The sequence below is a fragment of the Streptomyces sp. NPDC051976 genome (assembly GCF_040680795.1).
In the GTDB taxonomy this organism is placed as follows: Bacteria; Actinomycetota; Actinomycetes; order Streptomycetales; family Streptomycetaceae; genus Actinacidiphila.
Genome location: NZ_JBFAXL010000073.1, coordinates 19,169 through 37,186 on the forward strand (window position 1 = coordinate 19,169; position 18,018 = coordinate 37,186).

At 70.1% G+C, this 18,018-nt stretch carries 17 protein-coding genes and 2 pseudogenes; 13 read left to right on the forward strand and 6 right to left on the reverse strand.

All coding sequences use genetic code 11. The features are described from left to right. Nucleotides 1-85 precede the first annotated feature (85 nt). The 3 genes from AB0M29_RS39765 to AB0M29_RS39775 all read left to right on the forward strand — a co-directional run bounded on the left by AB0M29_RS39765 (nucleotide 86) and on the right by AB0M29_RS39775 (nucleotide 1,982). Nucleotides 86-862, forward strand: coding sequence for an ATP-binding cassette domain-containing protein (locus tag AB0M29_RS39765; protein ID WP_365391691.1), 777 nt, complete (start codon nucleotides 86-88; stop codon nucleotides 860-862). Further along, a complete protein-coding gene (locus AB0M29_RS39770; protein ID WP_365391692.1) occupies nucleotides 859-1,653 on the forward strand; it encodes an ABC transporter permease in 795 nt (264 codons plus the stop codon). Before AB0M29_RS39765 ends, AB0M29_RS39770 begins: the two co-directional genes overlap by 4 nt. A gap of 131 nt (nucleotides 1,654-1,784) precedes the next feature. Further along, a complete protein-coding gene (locus tag AB0M29_RS39775) occupies nucleotides 1,785-1,982 on the forward strand; it encodes a hypothetical protein (protein ID WP_365391693.1) in 198 nt (65 codons plus the stop codon). A gap of 101 nt (nucleotides 1,983-2,083) precedes the next feature. Here AB0M29_RS39775 and AB0M29_RS39780 read toward each other — a convergent pair whose 3' ends face one another. Continuing rightward, nucleotides 2,084-2,551: a DUF5994 family protein gene (locus AB0M29_RS39780; RefSeq protein WP_365391694.1), complete on the reverse strand. Its 468-nt coding sequence runs from the start codon at nucleotides 2,549-2,551 to the stop codon at nucleotides 2,084-2,086. A gap of 303 nt (nucleotides 2,552-2,854) precedes the next feature. On the opposite strand from AB0M29_RS39780, the gene AB0M29_RS39785 reads away from it, so the two are divergent. Next, a complete protein-coding gene (locus AB0M29_RS39785) occupies nucleotides 2,855-3,433 on the forward strand; it encodes a DUF5994 family protein (protein ID WP_365391695.1) in 579 nt (192 codons plus the stop codon). 18 nt (nucleotides 3,434-3,451) lie between these two features. Further along, nucleotides 3,452-3,751 (forward strand): annotated as a pseudogene (locus tag AB0M29_RS39790) (PRC-barrel domain containing protein); the annotation flags it as partial. Between the two features lie 115 nt (nucleotides 3,752-3,866). Here AB0M29_RS39790 and AB0M29_RS39795 read toward each other — a convergent pair. Beyond that, nucleotides 3,867-4,328: pseudogene (locus tag AB0M29_RS39795) on the reverse strand (HTTM domain-containing protein); the annotation flags it as partial. Between the two features lie 63 nt (nucleotides 4,329-4,391). Between AB0M29_RS39795 and AB0M29_RS39800 the strand changes: the two are divergent. The 3 genes from AB0M29_RS39800 to lysA all read left to right on the forward strand — a co-directional run bounded on the left by AB0M29_RS39800 (nucleotide 4,392) and on the right by lysA (nucleotide 6,851). Then, entirely contained in the window at nucleotides 4,392-4,883 is a 492-nt protein-coding gene (locus AB0M29_RS39800; RefSeq protein WP_365391707.1) for a DUF5753 domain-containing protein, read from the forward strand. A 264-nt stretch (nucleotides 4,884-5,147) separates the two neighbouring features. Then, complete coding sequence (locus AB0M29_RS39805) at nucleotides 5,148-5,495, forward strand: SAV_915 family protein (RefSeq protein ID WP_365391696.1); 348 nt, start codon at nucleotides 5,148-5,150, stop codon at nucleotides 5,493-5,495. Nucleotides 5,496-5,507: 12 nt separating this feature from the next. Further along, entirely contained in the window at nucleotides 5,508-6,851 is a 1,344-nt protein-coding gene (gene lysA / locus AB0M29_RS39810) for a diaminopimelate decarboxylase (protein WP_365391697.1), read from the forward strand. Between the two features lie 91 nt (nucleotides 6,852-6,942). Here the strand turns inward: lysA and AB0M29_RS39815 are convergent, their stop codons facing one another. The 3 genes from AB0M29_RS39815 to AB0M29_RS39825 form a co-directional block, all read right to left on the reverse strand. Next, on the reverse strand, nucleotides 6,943-8,202 hold the full coding sequence (locus AB0M29_RS39815; RefSeq protein WP_365391698.1) for a hypothetical protein: 1,260 nt from the start codon (nucleotides 8,200-8,202) through the stop codon (nucleotides 6,943-6,945). 234 nt (nucleotides 8,203-8,436) lie between these two features. Then, nucleotides 8,437-9,591, reverse strand: a complete 1,155-nt coding sequence (locus AB0M29_RS39820; protein ID WP_365391699.1) for a universal stress protein — start codon at nucleotides 9,589-9,591, stop codon at nucleotides 8,437-8,439. A 44-nt stretch (nucleotides 9,592-9,635) separates the two neighbouring features. After that, nucleotides 9,636-10,946, reverse strand: coding sequence for a hypothetical protein (locus tag AB0M29_RS39825; protein WP_365391700.1), 1,311 nt, complete (start codon nucleotides 10,944-10,946; stop codon nucleotides 9,636-9,638). Between the two features lie 616 nt (nucleotides 10,947-11,562). Between AB0M29_RS39825 and AB0M29_RS39830 the strand changes: the two genes are divergently transcribed. After that, nucleotides 11,563-12,072, forward strand: a complete 510-nt coding sequence (locus AB0M29_RS39830; protein WP_365391701.1) for a universal stress protein — start codon at nucleotides 11,563-11,565, stop codon at nucleotides 12,070-12,072. 114 nt (nucleotides 12,073-12,186) lie between these two features. Here AB0M29_RS39830 and AB0M29_RS39835 read toward each other — a convergent pair whose 3' ends face one another. Continuing rightward, nucleotides 12,187-12,873 (reverse strand): response regulator, encoded by a 687-nt coding sequence (locus AB0M29_RS39835; RefSeq protein ID WP_365391702.1) that lies wholly within the window; start codon nucleotides 12,871-12,873, stop codon nucleotides 12,187-12,189. A gap of 522 nt (nucleotides 12,874-13,395) precedes the next feature. On the opposite strand from AB0M29_RS39835, the gene kdpF reads away from it, so the two are divergent. From kdpF to kdpC, 4 genes are all read left to right on the forward strand, one after another. Then, nucleotides 13,396-13,485: a K(+)-transporting ATPase subunit F gene (gene kdpF, locus AB0M29_RS39840; RefSeq protein ID WP_365391703.1), complete on the forward strand. Its 90-nt coding sequence runs from the start codon at nucleotides 13,396-13,398 to the stop codon at nucleotides 13,483-13,485. Next, nucleotides 13,485-15,149, forward strand: coding sequence for a potassium-transporting ATPase subunit KdpA (gene kdpA / locus AB0M29_RS39845; protein WP_365391704.1), 1,665 nt, complete (start codon nucleotides 13,485-13,487; stop codon nucleotides 15,147-15,149). Before kdpF ends, kdpA begins: the two co-directional genes overlap by 1 nt. 86 nt (nucleotides 15,150-15,235) lie before the next feature. After that, nucleotides 15,236-17,293 (forward strand): potassium-transporting ATPase subunit KdpB, encoded by a 2,058-nt coding sequence (gene kdpB / locus AB0M29_RS39850; RefSeq protein WP_365391708.1) that lies wholly within the window; start codon nucleotides 15,236-15,238, stop codon nucleotides 17,291-17,293. A gap of 21 nt (nucleotides 17,294-17,314) precedes the next feature. Continuing rightward, nucleotides 17,315-17,944, forward strand: a complete 630-nt coding sequence (gene kdpC / locus AB0M29_RS39855) for a potassium-transporting ATPase subunit KdpC (RefSeq protein ID WP_365391705.1) — start codon at nucleotides 17,315-17,317, stop codon at nucleotides 17,942-17,944. The last annotated feature ends 74 nt before the right edge of the window (nucleotides 17,945-18,018 follow it).

Here is an 18,018-nt window from a genome sequence, read left to right on the forward strand (position 1 = left end):
ACAGCCCATGGGCAGACGCGCCGGGCGGGCCACGGACGGCACGGTGGAGCACCTGCACACCACCCGCCCTTCCTGGAGACACAAGATGATCGAGACACGCTGCCTGACCAAGCGGTACGGACCCACCCTGGCCGTCGACGAACTGTCCCTGCAGGTCCGTCCCGGCCGGGTCACCGGGTTCCTGGGCCCGAACGGCGCAGGCAAGTCCACCACGCTGCGGATGATCCTGGGCCTGGACACCCCCGACGCGGGCCAGGCCCTGATCGGCGGCCGCCGCTACCGCGACCTGGCCGAGCCGCTGCGCGCCGTCGGCTCGCTGCTGGACGCGGGCGCGCTGCATCCTGGTCGGCGCGCCGGCGATCATCTGGCCTGGCTCGCTTCCGCGGGCGGGATCGAAGGCCGCCGGGTGGGCCAGGTCCTGGAGCAGACCGGGCTGGCAGGCGTGGCCGGCAAACGGGTGGGCGCCTTCTCCCTCGGCATGAAACAGCGCCTGGGCATCGCCGCCGCGCTGCTCGGCGACCCGCCCGTGCTGGTGTTCGACGAGCCGGTAAACGGTCTCGATCCCGAGGGCGTGCGCTGGATCCGCACCCTGATGAGGTCTCTGGCGGCCGAGGGCCGCACCCTCCTGGTCTCCAGTCACCTGATCAGCGAGATGGCCCTGACCGCCGACCACCTGCTCGTGATCGGCCGCGGCCGGCTGCTCGCGGACACCGGCATGCGTGAATTCACCGCGCGCCACGCCTCGCTGGAAGAGGCGTACCTGGAACTGACCGAGCGGTCCGTCGAGTACCGCGCCGCGGTGTCCGACTCGCCGCACGGTCCCCACGCACTGACCGACAACGAGCCCAGGCGGATGCGATGAACCTGCCCACCGTCCCGCGCGCCGTGCTGCGCGCCGAGTGGATCAAGCTGCGCTCCGTGCGCTCCACGTACCTCACCCTGGGCGCCGCTGTGGTCCTCGGCCTGGGCGTAGGGCTACTCGACGTCTCATCCGCCGCCGGACACTGGACGACCATGAGCGCGGCGGACAGGGCGGACTTCGACCCGGTCGGCGACCCGCTCAGCGGGTTCCAGTTCGGCGAACTGGCCCTCGGCGCGCTGGGGGTCCTGGCGATCAGCACCGAGTACGCCACCGGCATGATCCGTGCCACGTTCACTGCCACCCCCCGGCGCGGAACCGTCTACGCCGCCAAGGCCCTGGTCCTGGGGCTCTTCGCGCTGGTCGCATCCGAACTGTGCGCCTTCACCGCGTTCCTGCTCGGCCAGGCCGTGCTGTCCCGCCGGCACCTGAACGTCGGCCTCGGCGCCCCCGGCGTGCTGCGGGCCGTGGCCTGCGCCGGGCTGTACATGGCCGTGGTCACCCTGGTCGGCTTCGGCCTGGGCGCGATCATCCGGCACACCGCGGGCGCCCTCGCCGCCACCTTCGCCCTGGTGTTCCTCGCCTACCCGGCTGCCCGCGCCGTCGAGGGCTTCTCCCTCGTGCCCGACCACCTGCTGCTGGTCAACGCCGCCGACGCCCTGGCCACCACCGGCCCACCGACCGGCCCACATGCCGACCGTGTCCCTTCCCTGTCCTTCGCCCTGTTCGACCTGGCCCTCTACCTGGTCGTCTTCCTCGGCCTCGGTGCCTGGCGCGCCACCCGCGACGCCTGAAGCCACCGACCGGCACAGGCGCTTCGACCACCCGGGAACCGGCAGCGCGGCAGAGCGGCCGTCGTTCGGTTTCCAGGTGTGGTTCGTCTCGCGGGACGTCGGGCGGGAGGAATCCGTGACACGGTGGAGGTATGGAAACCAATGTGTTGCCCCGGCGGGTTCACGAAAGTGAGCTTGCCGGGTTGTCCCGCATGTGTCCCTACTGCAAGCGCACCGTCCAGCCAGTGGCGGTCAAGGCCGCTTCCGCCGGAGAGCAGGCGGATCCCGTGTACACCCTGGACTGGTTCTGCCCTGACCACGCGTGCAAGGGCAAGACACGACTGAAGTGACAGCAGGCGGGCGGTCCCGGCCCCTGATTGCCCGCGGCGCCTTCGCCATGAACTCGGGCTCTGAAGTCCCGTTCCAGAGCCGACGCGTCGTGCCTGGCCGCCTACGGAAGGGTTGCGATGAGGATCTGCGCGGCCTGAGTGGTGTTGTCGGCGTGGACGGCGCGAGCCATCGCTTGGCGGGCGGCATCAGCGGTGGTGCCCGGGGGAACGACCAGTAGGGCGAAGTGGTCGTTGTCTCCGCGGGTGATGAGGACGGTGTCATCCCCGACCGGGTCGGAGTCGAGGTGCACGACGCGGTCGTCGATCACCAGGCGCGTGGGGAGGGTGTTCCAGGCGGATGCGTCCACGCCGACGCGGGCGATCGGGCCGAGATGCTCGGTCAAAACGCGGATCAGCGCGGGGAGTTCGGTTTCGATGTGCCGTGTACGCGGCCACCACGCGCCGTCCAGGACGCCCTCCCGGGAGCTCGTGGTCTCCAGCCGCAGCACGGCCGTACCCGGTCTGACCGCCTGATGGATCGCGTCCGGAAGGAGAAGCGGGGGCTTCTGGGGGGTGTCGGGGTCAGTCATGGGGTCGCCCGTCTACGAGGTACGGCCGCCACCTCGTCGCAGGTGGGCACCGCTGCCGGTGCCCGGTCGGCAACGTGCGTGAGCTTGCCGTCATCTCACGGTACCGCCGCCGCCCCCGCCATTGCGCACCTCGCCCCCCTGTCCGGCGGAAAAATGCCTGGTCAACCCCGTCAAAGCCTGCCGAACGGGTGTACGATGTAACTACCGGGAGCACTTCGCACACCGACTTCCACGCGGGTGTCGTTTCCGGCGATCACGAAAGACCGGGCTGCCGACGGGCAGCCCGGGGGCAGGTCCGGCACCATGACCACCACCCTCGACCGGGCCGCACCGCGCGATCTCGCCGCAGAGTTCCCGGCACGCTTGTCTCTCACCCCCAAGACCACCCTCGCCGGCCAGCTCGACGGCGCCTGGTGGCCCTATTCACGCGATCTGGAGGCGGAACTTCCGCCGCTCGTGGCCGCACTGGATGAGGCCCGGGAGCGCATCACACGCGTCACCGTGAACCCCTCCCGCTGGCCCGTCATCCCGCACAAGGTGCCTGTGGCCGGGCACACCGTGCATGTGGGCTGGTTTGCCGGACAGCACCCCGACAAGGTGATTCTGCTCTCCTACAACAGTGTCGGCCGCTGGGACCTGCTGGTGATCCCGCCCGAGACCGACGCCGCGGCCGCTGCCCGCCTGATGGCCGCCGCGTCGTTGCCCGGGAGCGTCCTGACCGCCGGCGTCCTGATGGCCGATGAAGCCGTCATCGGGCGCGGCATCCTCGAGGCCCTGCGCAGGGAGGGCACCTGGGAAAGCGAGGGAGGGGCCTGCATGTCCCCCTTCGGGAGCCCGATCGGCAGTCGCGCTCTCCGGGTGCCGGGAGGCGCCTGGAGGTGAGCTCCATGGAACGCCCCGGTGCTTCGCCGCTCCTTCGCGGACCCCGCGGGGCACAAAATCGGTACGCTCCAGGCGGTCTACGTGAAGACCATCACCGATGAGCCGACCATGGTCAGCGTGCAGGTCGGGCTACCCGCCCGGCGCCGGTTGGTCTTCGTCCCGCTGGACGGCGCGAGTGTGGGCCCAGGCTATGTGAAGGTTGCCTACGACAAGGCTCTGGTGAAGCAGTCCCCGCCGATCGGCACGGATGATGTGCTGCCTGCCGAGGACGAGGCAGCGGTGTTCGCCCATTTCGGTATCGCCTACCAGGTCGGAGCCGCCTACCTCGCGCCGCGCTGGCGCCGTTCCGGCCGACCCCCGTGCGCTGACCCCCTGAGCTCCTGCCCGGCCCCGCCGGGCACGCAGATCTGGAGGCGGGCCGTCAGACATGGTTGTCCGGCAGGAACACGGCGTCCGCAGTGATCATCGCGCCCGAGAAGAACGGCAGCCCCATGAGTACCGCGATGCCCACGTGCATGCCCAGCAGCAGGATCAGGACGGGGTACTTGAGTCTGCCGAACAGAACGAACGGAAACGCGACCTGCACAGCAGCACGGTCAGGTAGCCGGCCAATCCGCCATCACCAGCGTATGGCGGTCCGCCATGTGGGACAGGGCGGGCCAGGGCTGGAGAGCTGCAGGTTCAGGACATGGTGAAGGGCGGTGCCATTGCCCCACGCTCCACCCTGGGCCTTGTACAGGCCCGCGGATCCGTAGAGGAAGCAGACCTGGGCACCGATGACGAACATGCCGCAGTTCCAGACCTGGAAGTAGGGCCTGCTGTCGGACAGGGTGAGGATGCTGGCCCAGCCGGTCTGTTCGAAGAGTTGTCTGGCCAGCGCCGGTGTCCACGGTGAGTCGGGCCCCGTCGCCGGTGGTGCCGGGCGGCACGACGGGCCGGGTGCCCACTCGAAGCGGTCATCGCAGGAACGATTCCCCCGACCCCCACGCAATTGGCCGCGACACGCCTGGACGTACGTCTCCACCGGCAGCACCGGGCCCACCACCCCGCACGTGCCCTGCGCCTACGGGTCGTACTCGAAGAAACGGTGCTGTGGCGCGTCGTCGGCAGCCCGGAGATCATGCGCGACCAACTGGAGCATCTCCACCACCTCGCAACCCAGCCCCACATCACTCTGCAGGTCCTGCCGCACGACACCGGGGCCCACCCCGGCCTCGCGGGCCAGTTCTCCATCCTCCACTTCGCGGAAGCCGCCGACACGGTCGTGCACCTGGAAAGGTTCACCAGCGACCTCTATCTGGAGAAACGATCTGACGTCCAGCACTACACCGCGATGCACGCACACCTACAGACTCGGGCCCTGGACGAGGCGCACACCGTGCGCTGCCTCACCGACGCCATCAAGAGCTACATCGGCAGGGACTTCAGCTCCACCCCCGTACTGCCGTGACCCGGAGGCAACTCCAGGACGCGGCCAAGACGCGCTGCCTCTCCGGGACCTCCAAGGCGCGGCCACGCGTGGGCGCGGCGGCGGATGACGGACGAGCGCCCCGGCGCCCACGTGCGCTCACGCGTCAGAGGTGCGTCAGGGAAGTGCCGTGACCGTCAAGCACGCATCAGGGACAGCAGGGGCACACCCGTGCCGGGCATAGCGTCGTGGAACGCCGCGGGTCCCTGAACCCCCGCGGCGACCACCATCGCCGAGGAGGCAGCAATGCCGGCACGTCACACCCCCGAGGACGCCGAGCCTCTTGAACCGGTCCCGGCCGGACCCGCGCTGTTCGTTCCCGTCCGGTCGGGACCCGCAGGCTGCACCACCCGCTACTTCCGTACGGCCCTGGGCGGCCGTACCGCGGTCGCCTTCACCAGCGAACGCACGTTGACCCGTACGCTCGGACCGGCCCAGCGCTGGATCCGCCTGTCCGAACCCGCCCTGCGCGCCCTGGCCGCGCCCCTGGGCATCGCCGAACTGCGCATCGACCCGCGCCTGTCCGCCCCGGCTCCCGCCCCGGCGCTCACCCCCGCGGTCCCGGAGACCGCGCATCACCTGCTCGTCGGCTAGGAGGCGCAACCCATGACCATCTCCCTGACGCACCAGATCCCCGCGCCCGCGGTCGAACCCGACTCCCTGTCCGTGTGGCCGGCCTCGGCCAGGACCGCCCCCGGCGGTGATCTGACCGTGGCGGGCGTCTCCCTGACGGAGGCCGCCGACCGCTTCGGGACCCCGCTGTATCTGCTGGACGAGGCCGAACTGCGGACCCGGTGCCGTACGTACACCGCCGCGTTCCCCGAGGCGGACATCGTCTACGCGGCCAAGGCGTTCCTGTGCCGGGCGGTCGCCGACTGGGTGCACCAGGAGGGCCTCGGGCTGGACGTGTGCTCGGCGGGCGAGCTGGAACTCGCCGTCACCACCGGATTCCCGCCGGAGCACATCGTGCTGCACGGCAATGCCAAGAGCCCCGAGGACCTGCGCGCCGCGATCCGGCTGCGCGTCGGGCGCATCGTCATCGACAACACCACCGAGATCGCCCGGCTGGCCACCCAGGTCCCGGCGGGCCACCGGCAGAAGGTGCTGCTGCGCGTGGTGCCGGGCGTGGCCGCGGGCGGCCACCAAGCGGTGCGCACCGGCACCGAGGGGCAGAAGTTCGGGGTGTCCATCGCCGACGGCTCCGCGCAGCACGCGGTGGAGAAGATCCTCGGTCAGCACCAGCTCGAACTGGTGGGCCTGCACTGCCACATCGGCTCGCAGGTGACCACGGTCAAGCCGTATCTGGCGGCGCTGCGGCGGATGATCGGCCTGATGGCGCGGATCCGCGACCAGCACGGTGTCGTCCTGCCCCAGCTCGACCTGGGCGGCGGGCACGCGGTGGCGTACCGGCCGGGCGAACCCGTGCTCGACATCACGGCGCTGGCCGCCCGCGTCAGCGGCGAACTCGCCGCGGGCTGCCGCCGCAACGGCCTGCCCGTGCCCCGGCTGACCCTCGAACCGGGACGGGCGATCATCGGCCCCGCGGGCGTCGCCCTCTACCGCGTCCTGACCGTCAAACAAACCGGCGGCCGCACACTGGTCGCCGTCGACGGCGGCATGAGCGACAACCCGCGGCCCGCGTTGTACGGGGTGCGGTACGCGCCCCGGCTCGTCGGCCGCGCCACGACGGCCGGGCCGTCCCCCGTCACGGTGGTCGGCCGGTACTGCGAGGCCGGTGACGTCCTCGCCGAGGACGTCCCCCTGCCCGAGGACGTACGCCCCGGCGATCTGCTGGCCGTCCCGGTGGCCGGCGCGTACCAGCTCTCCATGGCCTCCCGCTACAACATGGTCGGCCGCCCACCGGTCGTCGCGGTCACGGACGGCAGGGCCCGCATGCTGGTGCGCCGCGAGTCGCTGGCCGACATGCGGCTGCGGGACGTCGGGCTCTGAGCCGGTCCGGACGTCGACGCGGTACAGCCGTTGGTGCCGGGGTCCGGGGGTGGGCGGGAGCGGTGTCGGTGCGGCCCGCCCACCCCAGTGGTCACTCGACGGCGAGGATCTCGTTCACGATCCACGCGCCGAGTTCTTCGGTCATGGTGGTGTGTCCTTCGTTGCGGCCGGCGCACACGAAGGCGTCGAGTGCGCTGCTGTCCGGGGTGATCGGCTTGTAGAGGGCCGTCGCGTCGTTGATGTCGGCGGCGGCGACGGCGCTGACGGTGGGGATGAAGCAGGACGTGGTGATGACGTCCGGGTTCACGGTGTTGCCGAGAAGGCCCATGAGCATGCCGGCCAGGCCGAAGCTGCCGGTGTCGCCCGCAGCGGACGGCATGACGAACAGGCCCCCGGGAGCACCGTCGATCTCGGGCAGCCCGCTGGTGCGAACCGACACCGGCTCGCCACCGGTCTTCTGCAGGCGTGCGACGACCTGGTCGCCCTGTGCCTGGGTCTTGAGCCACGTGTCCTTCAGCGTTTCGCCGTCGCACCTCACCGCTGTCGCGTCGGCCTTGATGCCGTTGCCGGTACCGGTGTCCACGCCGTTGGCGACACCGACCTTGCGCAGGTTCCGCGGCCAACCCCCGACCTCGTCGAGCGCCCGGAGGAACGCGGTCCGCTCCGACGCCTGCTCCGGGGCGTCATCGACCTTCTCGATGTGCCACCGCGCCATCTGCTTCGCGGCGGGGCTGTTGAGCAGCCCGGAGAACTGGCGCAGGACGGGCCCCAGAGCGGGATTGTCTCCCCAGTTCTCCGTCGCGAAGTGCGTGAACGCCTGGATGGCGATGGGGAACCACGCGCCCTGGTGCGGGGTGTCGTAGGAGAGGTGGAGGGACGTCTCGTGGTCGGGAAGCATGGGGTCCTGCTCCATCTTGGCCAGCGCGTACCGGGTGACCAGTCCGCCCATGCTGAAGCCGCCGACGACCAGCTTCGCCCGGCCCGCCCGCTCGGCGATGGTCCGGCGGACGCACTCGATGACGGTGCCCGCGTTGTCCGTGATCGACGCCGTCCGGTCGTGGTAGCCGAGGATGATCACATCCCGGCCGGCGGCATGGAGTTCGGAGATGAACCGGTAGTCGCCGTTCTCCTCCAGGCCGTGCCAGAGCAGGTCGAGGTCGCTCGACCCGCCGGAGAAGCCGTCGGAGAGGATGACGGGCCGAACGAGCTGCCGACGGTTCAGCGGGCTGTAGTAGACCCAGGCCGTTCCGCCGGCGAGGGGCCACTCGTCATGCGGTTCCGGAGCGGGGGGAAACGAGGAGCGGGCCCCCGGGGCGACCGGGCCCCAGACATCAACGACGGGTGCAGACATGATCAGCTGACTCCTTGCGCGGTTCACGGGTTCGCCGAATGGCCGGTCTGTCGCGCCGTCATTGCGAGAGCGCGACCGTCCAGCACCATAGTTACACCATGAATCCGAATGATTACTCACCGCACACAGCGGGTCGCCCGGCCACTGTCATCCCCGCACCCGTGTGAAGGCTCGCGAGGCTGGAACCACTCAGAAGAGCCGAGGAGTTGGTTTGCGCGACCGTCCGGACAGACCCTATGCGCGGCGGTGCCGCAGCCAGCCGTGGGCGGCCTCGGCATGGGTGACGACCAGTACGTCGATGTCGTCGCCCGAGCCCTCGATGATGGCCTCACTGGTGCCTCGGGAGAGTGCGCGTTTGAGGCGGCTTCGGCGGGTGGCCCCGATCAGGATCTGGCTGGCGTTGACCTGCCGGGCGAAATCCAGGACGGCCTGGGCGGGGTCGCTTCCGGTGACGGTGTGGCAGGTGCCGCCGAGTTCCTCGACCAGCGCGCGTTGACGGTCCGGCAGGCGCGAGGAGCGGGAGGCGAGCGCGTCGTCGGGTTCGACGTGGACGGCGAGGAGTTCGCCGCCCGCACCGCGCGAGGCGGTGCGTTTGCCGTGGCGGATGAGGGTGTCGCCCTCCGGCCCGCCGGACAGCGCGACCAGCACGCGTTCGCGCGTGGCCCACGGCTGCTGGATGCCGTGGTCGTGGCGGTAGCGCAGGAGGGCCTCCTCCACTCGGTCGGCCGCCCACAGCAGGGCGATCTCACGTAGCGCGCTGAGGTTCCCTTCCCGGAAGTAGTGGGACAGCGCCAGCTCCACCTTCTCGGGCGGATAGATGTTGCCGTGCGCCATCCGACGGCGCAGCGCTTCCGCCGACATGTCCACCAGTTCGATCTGGTCGGCGCCACGGACGACGTCGTCCGGCACGGTCTCCCGCTGTTTGACGCCGGTGATGTGCTCGACCACGTCGTTGAGCGATTCGAGGTGCTGGACATTGACGGTCGAGATCACGTCGATCCCCGCGTCCAGCAGTGCATGGACGTCCTGCCAGCGCTTCTCGTGGCGCGAGCCCGGGATGTTGGTGTGGGCGAGCTCGTCGACAAGGGCCACCTGCGGGTGGCGGGCCAGCACCGCGTCGAGATCCATCTCGGTGAACGTGGACTCGCGGTAGGTCATGGTCCTGCGCGGCACCGTCTCCAGGCCCTCGGTCATCTGCCTGGTCAGGGGCCTGCCGTAGTCCTCGACGAACGCGATGACCACATCCGTGCCCCGCCCGGCGCGGCGGTGTCCCTCACCGAGCATGTCGTACGTCTTGCCCACGCCGGGAGCCGCTCCCAGGTACACCCGCAGCGTGCCGCGCACCGCAGCCTCTCTTTCCGGGCGGGCGGAGAATCCCTCCTTGTCCATGGTCGTCCACCCGGAGCCCGCCGCGCTTCCGCCGCGAGTGTGGTCTAGCGGAATTCCGCGAGCCGGGGCCGCAGCCCGAGTACGGTCAGCCCGGCGGCCGCCAGCAGGGCGCCTCCCGCTCCGGGCAGGAGGCCGGTGAGGGCGCCGCGCCCCGCCGAGACCGCTCGGGTGTAGGCGTCGGTGTTGATACCGATCAGCTTCCGCAGAGCGACGTCGTACTGCTCGAAGTGGTAGTTGGAGGCACCCTTGTCCCAGCCGATGCAGAACGCCACGGCCTCCTGCAGCCTTCCCTGGGCGACCAGCGCGCGGAATGTCCGGTCGTCCCGTTCGTAGAGGGCGTACGCGTTCACGGTCGTCTCGGCCGCCGCACGCTCCCCGGTGAAGGTGATGTTGCGGAACTCGTCACCGTAGTAACCGGTGAAGCGCAGGTCGGTGTGGTCGGCCCGGTACGCGGCCAGGGCGGCCGCCAGCCGGGTGTCGTAGGTGCCGAGGGTCGCCTGCGGCAGGGTGAGCAGCCGTTGGGAGGTGTCCTGGAAGGACTGCTCGTAGCTGCCGCGCCGGCCCGGATCGAGGAGGTAGCGGCTCTCGTCGGCGTTGGCGTCGTACGACATCGCGCGGGCCTGGGACAGGGCGACGACCGAGTCGAAGGCGTCCCGGCGGGCGACCTTGAGCTGATGGGACTGGGTGGCCAGTACGGACCAGCCGAGCGCGCAGGCCAGGACCGCGCACGCGGTGGCGGCGACCAGGGCCGGGTTCAGCAGGCGCCGGAACCGGCGGGCCAGATGGATCTGGGTTGCCACGAGCACGGCGAGGAGCCCGCCCCCGAGCACCAGCAGCAGGACGGACCGCGTGTTCGTGCCCGAACGCGCGCCGCGGTAGGTGTCCTCGAACGCGCCGTCGTTGGACTGGCCGAGCCGCTGGGCGGCGGGAAGCAGCGACTGGCGCAGCAGGTCCGTGGCCGACCGGTATTCGGTGAGGGCGGCGGCCTGCTCCTGCGGGCGGAGGTCGTCCTCCAGGGCGCGGCCGACGAGTTCCTGGTAGCGGGCGAAGTCGTCATCGAAGCCCACGACGGTGGTCGTGGCCTTCTGGTCGCCCTGTGCGGCCGCGGCCAGGATCTGCAGGTTGGTGCTGATGGTGTGACGGGCCGCGGTGTAGAGCTTCTGGGCCGCGGCGTGCTGCTGCGGCATCGGGGTCAGGCCCCGGCCGCCGCCGGACAGCAGCAGGTTCGCGGCCTGGGCGTCCATGTCGTTCAGCGCGAAGTACAGGTCGTCGGCGCCGGTCACGCGTGGGGCGGAGCGGTGGTCGATCCGGTCCCACGCGCCCGATGCCGCCAGTCCGACGAGCAGGAGCAACACCCCTGTCGCGGCGCTCAGGAGGATGACCGAGGACCGCAGCAGCCGCAGCCGTACGGGAGTGGTGGTGTGCAGGCGGGCACGCCATCTGGACGACCGGGGAAGGGATTCCGGGCTGGGCCGCCGCCGGGAAGGAAGCGGCGGCCCAACGGAACCCTGCTCGGTCCCGCCATGGAGCTCAGGTGGCTCTGGTGGATCTGCCACCCCATTCCCACCTGCCGCCGAACCGGACACCATGGTCCCGGTCATCCGGGGGCCTCCAAACGCACTCGGTCGAAGGCCCGTCCGTCCCCCGTACGATCATCAGCCTCACCCCGAACTCACCCTCGCAGCAGGGTTGTTGATGCCTCCCTGGCACCGCGGGCCGCCGTTTTGACGCGTCCCTAACGGCACCCCGGTCAGGCCCCTCGGCGCGGGTGTCAGGAGTGCGTCAGGGAAGCGTCGGCCTCCTTGAAGTGCCGGGCCCGTCAAGGCGTCATCAGGACGCGGCACGACCCCGTAGGGAACGCGTCAGGGATGCGTGTCCGCCTCTGGAGGCGGCGTTTCCCTGGAGGAAGCCGCCCGAGCGGTCGTCCGGCGCGTCGCCGGGATACACGGATGGAAAAGGAAGCGAAGCACGATGGAACAGCGCGGACGCGTCGTCGTCGGAGTCAGCGGATCACTGCGGAACCTGGCCGCCCTCCACCGGGCGGTCATCGAAGCCCGGCGCAGGGACGCCGAGCTCCTGGCCGTTCTGGCCTGGACACCGGTCGGGGGCGAGAGCGTCTACCGCCGGTCGCCCTGTCCGCCGCTCCTTGCCGAATGGGAGAACGCGGCGGCCCAGACCCTGGAGAAGGCGTTCCAGAACGCCTTCGGCGGCCACCCCGAGGGCACGCGCCTCCAGCTGGCCACGGTCCGTGGCGAAGCCGGGGCGGCCCTCGCGGAGCTCGCCGACCGGCCGGACGACCTGCTGGTGATCGGCGCCGGGCGGCGGGGCAGGCTGTCGCGCGTGTTCCACGGCGAGGTGAACCGCTACTGCCTCGCGCACGCGAAGTGCGACGTCCTCGCGGTGCCGCCGTCCGACCTGATGCGCGACCTCGACCGGATCACCCGCGTCCTGGGCGAACGGCCGCTGCGGCCGGCGGCCTGACGTTCCGGGACGACCGCACGACCGAGTAGCCCCGCGCGCGACATCGGCCGCGGGGCTGCTCGGCTCCCAGCAGTTCCTCCCCTCTCGGCGCACATGCCGGCGGTGCGGCCGGGCTCAGGGCTGGAAGCGGTAGCCCAGGCCGCGTTCGGTGATGAGATGCCGCGGGGCCGTGGGATCGGGCTCGAGCTTCTGCCGTAGGGCCGCGAGGTGGACCCGCAGGTAGTTGGTGTTCTTGACGCGGTCCGGGCCCCAGACCGCCGCGAGAAGCTCGCGGCCCGTGACAAGGCGGCCGGGGCTGCGCAGGAGAAGGGAGAGCAGCCGCCACTCGGTGGGCGTGAGGTGGACAGTGTCCTCGGCCCGGCCGTCGAGACGGGTGATGGTGTAGCCGCCCAGGTCGAGGGTGTACGCGCCGATCTGTACGTTCTCCTGCGCGTTCAGTTCGGCGGGGCGGCGGAGTACTGCCCTGAGACGGGCCGCCAGTTCCTCGACGGCGAACGGCTTCGTGAGGTAGTCGTCGGCGCCGGAGTCGAGCGCGTCGATCCTCGCCGCGATGCCTGTGTGGCCGGAGATCACCACGACCGGCACGCTGCTCCACGCGCGCAGCGACCGGAGCACCTCGATGCCGTCGAGATCGGGCAGCCCGAGGTCGAGCAGCACCGCTTCAGGGTGCCGGCGGGCGGCCAGGGCCAGTGCGGTTCCGGCGTCGGAGGCGGTCACCACCGCGAAGTCGTACGCCCGCAACCCGATGCTCAGCACCCTGCGCATCGGCGGGTCGTCGTCGACGACGAGGACCCGCCTCACCGCGCACCTGTCTCATGCGTCCCGAGCGCACTCACGGAGTCCTCCCCTGTCCTGCACCGGTGTCGCAGCTGGCCCACGACTCCCGCTGGTTCCAGCCAAGGGTGTGGCGGGCGGCGTGGCGAGCGCATTGACGCGTTCCTTGCGCGGGCCGACGCCATGCTGATGCACCCTTGACGCTCCCTTGACGGGGACCGCGCTACGGCGCGGCTCGTGTCCCACCCGCGCCCGGGAGCACCCTCGGCCCGTTGACCTTGCCTTCCCGGCAGGCTTCCGGGCCCACCGCGCGGGCTGGGCATCAAGGCGGCGTCAATAGGCCGTGCGGCGGCGTCAGGGGTCCGCTAACGCGGCGCAGGTGGAGCCCAGGGGCGGGTTTGCTGTCGGTACCGGTTCACGACCGGCGCGTTTCCGACCCTGTCCGCACCACCTCCGGGGTGTCCCGCTCATGTCCGATCTCGTATTCATCGCCGTGACGATCGCGGTGTTCGCAGTGCTCGCGCTAGTGGTCAAGGGGGTCGAGAAGCTGTGAGCGCGGAGAACGTCGTCGGTCTCATCGTCGCCTGCGGCCTGCTCGGCTACCTCGTGCTGGCCCTGATATTCCCGGAGAAGTTCTAGTGAACGACACTCTTGCGGGCTGGCTCCAGATCCTCGCGCTCATCAGCGTGCTGGCACTGTCCTACCGGCCGCTGGGCGACTACATGGCCCACATCCTCACCACCGGCAAACACCTGCGCATCGAGCGATTCGCCTACCGGCTCGGCGGTGTCGACGAGGACGCCGACCAGCGGTGGCCGGTGTACCTGCGCAGCGTGCTGGCCTTCTCCGCCGTCTCCGTGCTGTTCCTCTACGGCTTCCTGCGGCTGCAGCGCCATCTGCTGCTCTCGCTGGGCTTCCCCGGAGTGAAGACGGACCAGGCGTTCAACACCGCGGCCTCGTTCGTCACCAACACCAACTGGCAGTCCTATTCGGGTGAGTCCACGATGGGCTACCTGGTGCAGATGACCGGCCTCGCGGTGCAGAACTTCGTGTCGGCGGCGGTCGGCATCGCGGTGGTCGCGGCCCTGATCCGCGGTTTCACCCGTAAGCGCACCGACCGGGTCGGCAACTTCTGGGTGGACCTGACCCGTGTCGTGGTGCGGCTGCTGGTGCCGCTGGCGTTCGTGTTCGCGATCGTGCTGGTGGCCAGCGGCGTCGTGCAGAGCTTCCACGGCATCCAGTCCATCGCGAACATCGCGGGCGACCACCAGCACCTGTACACCGGTCCGACGGCCTCGCAGGAGGTCATCAAGGAACTCGGCACCAACGGCGGCGGCATCAACAACGCCAACTCCGCCCATCCCTTCGAGAACCCCAACGCCTTCATCAACCTGCTCGAGATCTATCTGCTGCTGGTGATCTCGTTCTCGCTGCCGCGCACCTTCGGCAAGATGGTCGGCGACCACCGCCAGGGCTACGCGATCCTCGCCGTGATGGGCCTGATCTGGGCGGCTTCGGTGGCCCTCATCACCGTCAACGAGCTGCACAGCGTCTCCAGCTCGGCGGGCCACGCGGCCGGCGGGATGATGGAGGGCAAGGAGCAGAGATTCGGCGTCTGGGCCTCGGCCCTGTTCGCCGCCTCCACCACGCTGACGTCGACCGGAGCGGTGAACTCCTTCCACGACTCGTTCTCGCCCGGCGGCGGCGGGATGACGATCTTCAACATGATGCTGGGCGAGATCGCGCCGGGCGGCACCGGTTCCGGCCTCTACGGCATCCTGGTCCTCGCGATCATCACGGTCTTCGTGGCCGGTCTCATGGTCGGCCGCACCCCGGAGTACCTGGGCAAGAAGCTCGGCGCCCGGGAGATGAAGTTCGCGTCCCTCTACATCCTGGCCACCCCCGCGGTCGTGCTGATCGGCTCCGGACTGGCGATGGCGCTGAAGGGTGAGCGGGCGAACATGCTCAACTCGGGGGCGCACGGGTTCTCCGAGGTGCTGTACGCGTTCACCTCCGCGGCGAACAACAACGGCTCGGCGTTCGCCGGCATCGGCGTCAACACCCACTGGTGGAACACCGCCCTCGGCCTGGCCATGCTCTTCGGCCGCTTCCTGCCGATGATCTTCGTACTGGCGCTGGCAGGCTCCCTCGCCCAGCAGCAGCCGGTGCCGATCACCGCCGGGACGCTCCCCACCCACCGGCCGCAGTTCGTCGGCCTGCTCACCGGCGTGATCATCATCGTCGTGGGCCTCACCTACTTCCCCGCTCTCGCGCTGGGGCCGCTCGCGGAAGGTCTGCACTGATGTCCTCCACGTCCACCGTCGAATCCCCTCGCACGCAGGGGGACCCCCCGCCTGCGCCGGAGAACGCGCACCGGGTCTCCGGCGGCATGCTCGAACCCAAACAGCTGCTCGTGTCCTTCCCCGACGCGGTGAAGAAGCTCGACCCGCGCGTCATGATCAAGAACCCCGTGATGTTCGTGGTCGAGGCCGGCGCTGTCCTGACCACCGTGTTCGCGGTCAAGGACCCGAGCGTCTTCGCCTGGGTGATCACCGTCTGGCTCTGGCTCACCGTGGTCTTCGCCAACCTGGCCGAGGCCGTCGCCGAGGGCCGTGGCAAGGCGCAGGCCGAAACCCTGCGCCGTACCAAGACACAGACGACCGCGCGGCGGCTGACCGACTGGCGGCCCGGTGCCAGGGACCTCCGCGAGGAGGAGGTCCCGGCCGCAGGGCTGACACTCGGCGACCACGTGGTGGTCGAGGCCGGGCAGGTCATCCCGGGCGACGGTGACGTCGTCGAGGGTGTGGCCTCGGTGGACGAGTCGGCGATCACCGGTGAGTCGGCTCCCGTCATCCGGGAGTCCGGCGGTGACCGCTGCGCGGTGACCGGCGGCACCAAGGTGCTCTCCGACCGGATCGTCGTGAAGATCACGTCCAAGCCGGGCGAGACGTTCATCGACCGGATGATCGCGCTGGTCGAGGGCGCGTCCCGGCAGAAGACGCCCAACGAGATCGCCCTGAACATCCTGCTGGCGTCGCTGACCATCGTCTTCCTGCTGGCGGTCGTCACCCTGCAGCCGTTCGCGATCTACGCGGGCGCCGAGCAGACCATCGTCGTCCTGGTCGCCCTAGTGGTGGCCCTCATCCCGACGACGATCGGGGCGCTGCTGTCGGCGATCGGCATCGCGGGCATGGACCGGCTGGTGCAGCGCAACGTGCTGGCGATGTCGGGACGCGCGGTCGAAGCGGCGGGTGACGTCAACACGCTGCTGCTCGACAAGACCGGCACCATCACGCTGGGCAACCGGCAGGCCGCCGAGTTCCTCCCGGTCGGCGGTGTCACGATCGACGAGCTCGCCGACGCCGCCCAGCTCTCCTCACTGTCCGACGAGACCCCCGAGGGCCGGTCCATCGTGGTCCTGGCCAAGGAGAAGTACGGCCTGCGGGGCCGCGCCGAGGGACAGTTGCCCCAGGCGCAGTTCGTGCCGTTCACGGCGCAGACCCGGATGAGCGGCGTCGACCTCGTCGAGGACGGTGACCGGCGTGAGCTGCGCAAGGGCGCGGCCACCGCGGTCATGCACTGGATCCGTGAGAACGGCGGGCACCCCACCGAGGGCGTCGGCCCGCTGGTCGACTCCATCTCCGCGGCCGGTGGCACCCCGCTGGTCGTCGGCGAGGTCGTGCGCCGCGACAACGAGGTGACCGCGACCGTGCTGGGTGTGATCAGCCTCAAGGACGTCGTCAAGGCCGGCATGCGCGAGCGGTTCGACGAGCTGCGGCGGATGGGCATCCGTACGGTGATGATCACCGGCGACAACCCGCTGACGGCCAAGGCGATCGCGGAGGAGGCGGGCGTGGACGACTTCCTCGCCGAGGCCACCCCCGAGGACAAGATGGCCCTGATCAAGCGGGAGCAGGCGGGCGGCAAGCTGGTCGCGATGACCGGCGACGGCACCAACGACGCGCCCGCGCTGGCCCAGGCGGACGTCGGTGTGGCCATGAACACCGGTACCTCGGCCGCCAAGGAGGCCGGGAACATGGTGGACCTGGACTCCAACCCCACCAAGCTGATCGAGATCGTCGAGATCGGCAAGCAACTGCTCATCACCCGGGGCGCGTTGACGACGTTCTCGATCGCCAACGACGTGGCCAAGTACTTCGCGATCATCCCCGCGATGTTCGCCAGCGTCTACCCGGGCCTGGACAAGCTCAACATCATGAATCTGCACAGCCCGACCTCGGCGATCTCGTCCGCGATCATCTTCAACGCGCTGATCATCATCGCCCTGATCCCACTGGCCCTGAGAGGCGTCCGCTACAAGCCCTCGTCCGCCGCCGCCCTGCTCAGCCGCAACATCTGGGTGTACGGCCTCGGCGGGCTCCTGCTGCCCTTCGCGGGCATCAAGCTCATCGACCTGATCATCCAGTTCATCCCCGGCCTGCGCTGACCGAAGAAGAAGGCAACAATCATGCTCAGCTCCCTTCCCTCGGCGGTCCGCAACCACCTGGCCGCCTTCCGGATGCTGCTGGTGCTCACCGTGATCACCGGCATCGTCTACCCTCTGGCCGTCACCGGCGTCGCCCAGGCCGCGTTCCACGACAAGGCCAACGGCTCGCTGGTCAAGAGCCACGGCCAGGTCGTCGGGTCCAGCCTTCTAGGCCAGAACTTCAACCTGCCGAAGAAGAACCCGAACGACCCGAACGAGGCCGCCCGGCCGGACCCGAAGTGGTTCCAGCCCAGGCCCTCCGCCGGCAACTACGACCCCCTCGTGTCGGGCGCCTCCAACCTCGGCCCCAACAATCCCGACCTGGTCAAGACCATCAAGGAACGCAAGGCGGCGATCGCGGCCTTCGACGGGGTCAATCCGAAGGACGTACCCGCCGACGCCGTCACCGCCTCCGGCTCGGGTCTCGACCCCGACATCTCCAAGGCGTACGCCTACGAACAGGTCAACCGGGTCGCCAAGACCCGCGGCCTCGACCAGGCCACCGTGCACAAGCTGGTCGCCGACAACACGCACAGCCGCTCGCTCGGGTTCCTCGGCGAGCCGTACGTCAACGTCGTCGAACTCAACCTGGCCCTGTCCAAGCTCGGATGATCGGTCCCAAGACCTTGTTCTTCGCACTCGGAAGCGGCGGCCACATGGGCTACACCCAGAGCAACGGCGGCGGC

Coding starts and splice junctions, on each gene's coding strand:
- AB0M29_RS39820 (WP_365391699.1), bottom strand. CDS start 9,591: ATGGACAAGGAGGGATTCTCCGCCCGCCCGGAAAGAGAGGCTGCGGTG.
- AB0M29_RS39780 (WP_365391694.1), bottom strand. CDS start 2,551: ATGACTGACCCCGACACCCCCCAGAAGCCCCCGCTTCTCCTTCCGGAC.
- AB0M29_RS39785 (WP_365391695.1), top strand. CDS start 2,855: ATGACCACCACCCTCGACCGGGCCGCACCGCGCGATCTCGCCGCAGAG.
- AB0M29_RS39830 (WP_365391701.1), top strand. CDS start 11,563: ATGGAACAGCGCGGACGCGTCGTCGTCGGAGTCAGCGGATCACTGCGG.
- AB0M29_RS39770 (WP_365391692.1), top strand. CDS start 859: ATGAACCTGCCCACCGTCCCGCGCGCCGTGCTGCGCGCCGAGTGGATC.
- AB0M29_RS39775 (WP_365391693.1), top strand. CDS start 1,785: ATGGAAACCAATGTGTTGCCCCGGCGGGTTCACGAAAGTGAGCTTGCC.
- kdpB (WP_365391708.1), top strand. CDS start 15,236: ATGCTCGAACCCAAACAGCTGCTCGTGTCCTTCCCCGACGCGGTGAAG.
- AB0M29_RS39765 (WP_365391691.1), top strand. CDS start 86: ATGATCGAGACACGCTGCCTGACCAAGCGGTACGGACCCACCCTGGCC.
- AB0M29_RS39815 (WP_365391698.1), bottom strand. CDS start 8,202: ATGTCTGCACCCGTCGTTGATGTCTGGGGCCCGGTCGCCCCGGGGGCC.
- lysA (WP_365391697.1), top strand. CDS start 5,508: ATGACCATCTCCCTGACGCACCAGATCCCCGCGCCCGCGGTCGAACCC.
- AB0M29_RS39805 (WP_365391696.1), top strand. CDS start 5,148: ATGCCGGCACGTCACACCCCCGAGGACGCCGAGCCTCTTGAACCGGTC.
- kdpC (WP_365391705.1), top strand. CDS start 17,315: ATGCTCAGCTCCCTTCCCTCGGCGGTCCGCAACCACCTGGCCGCCTTC.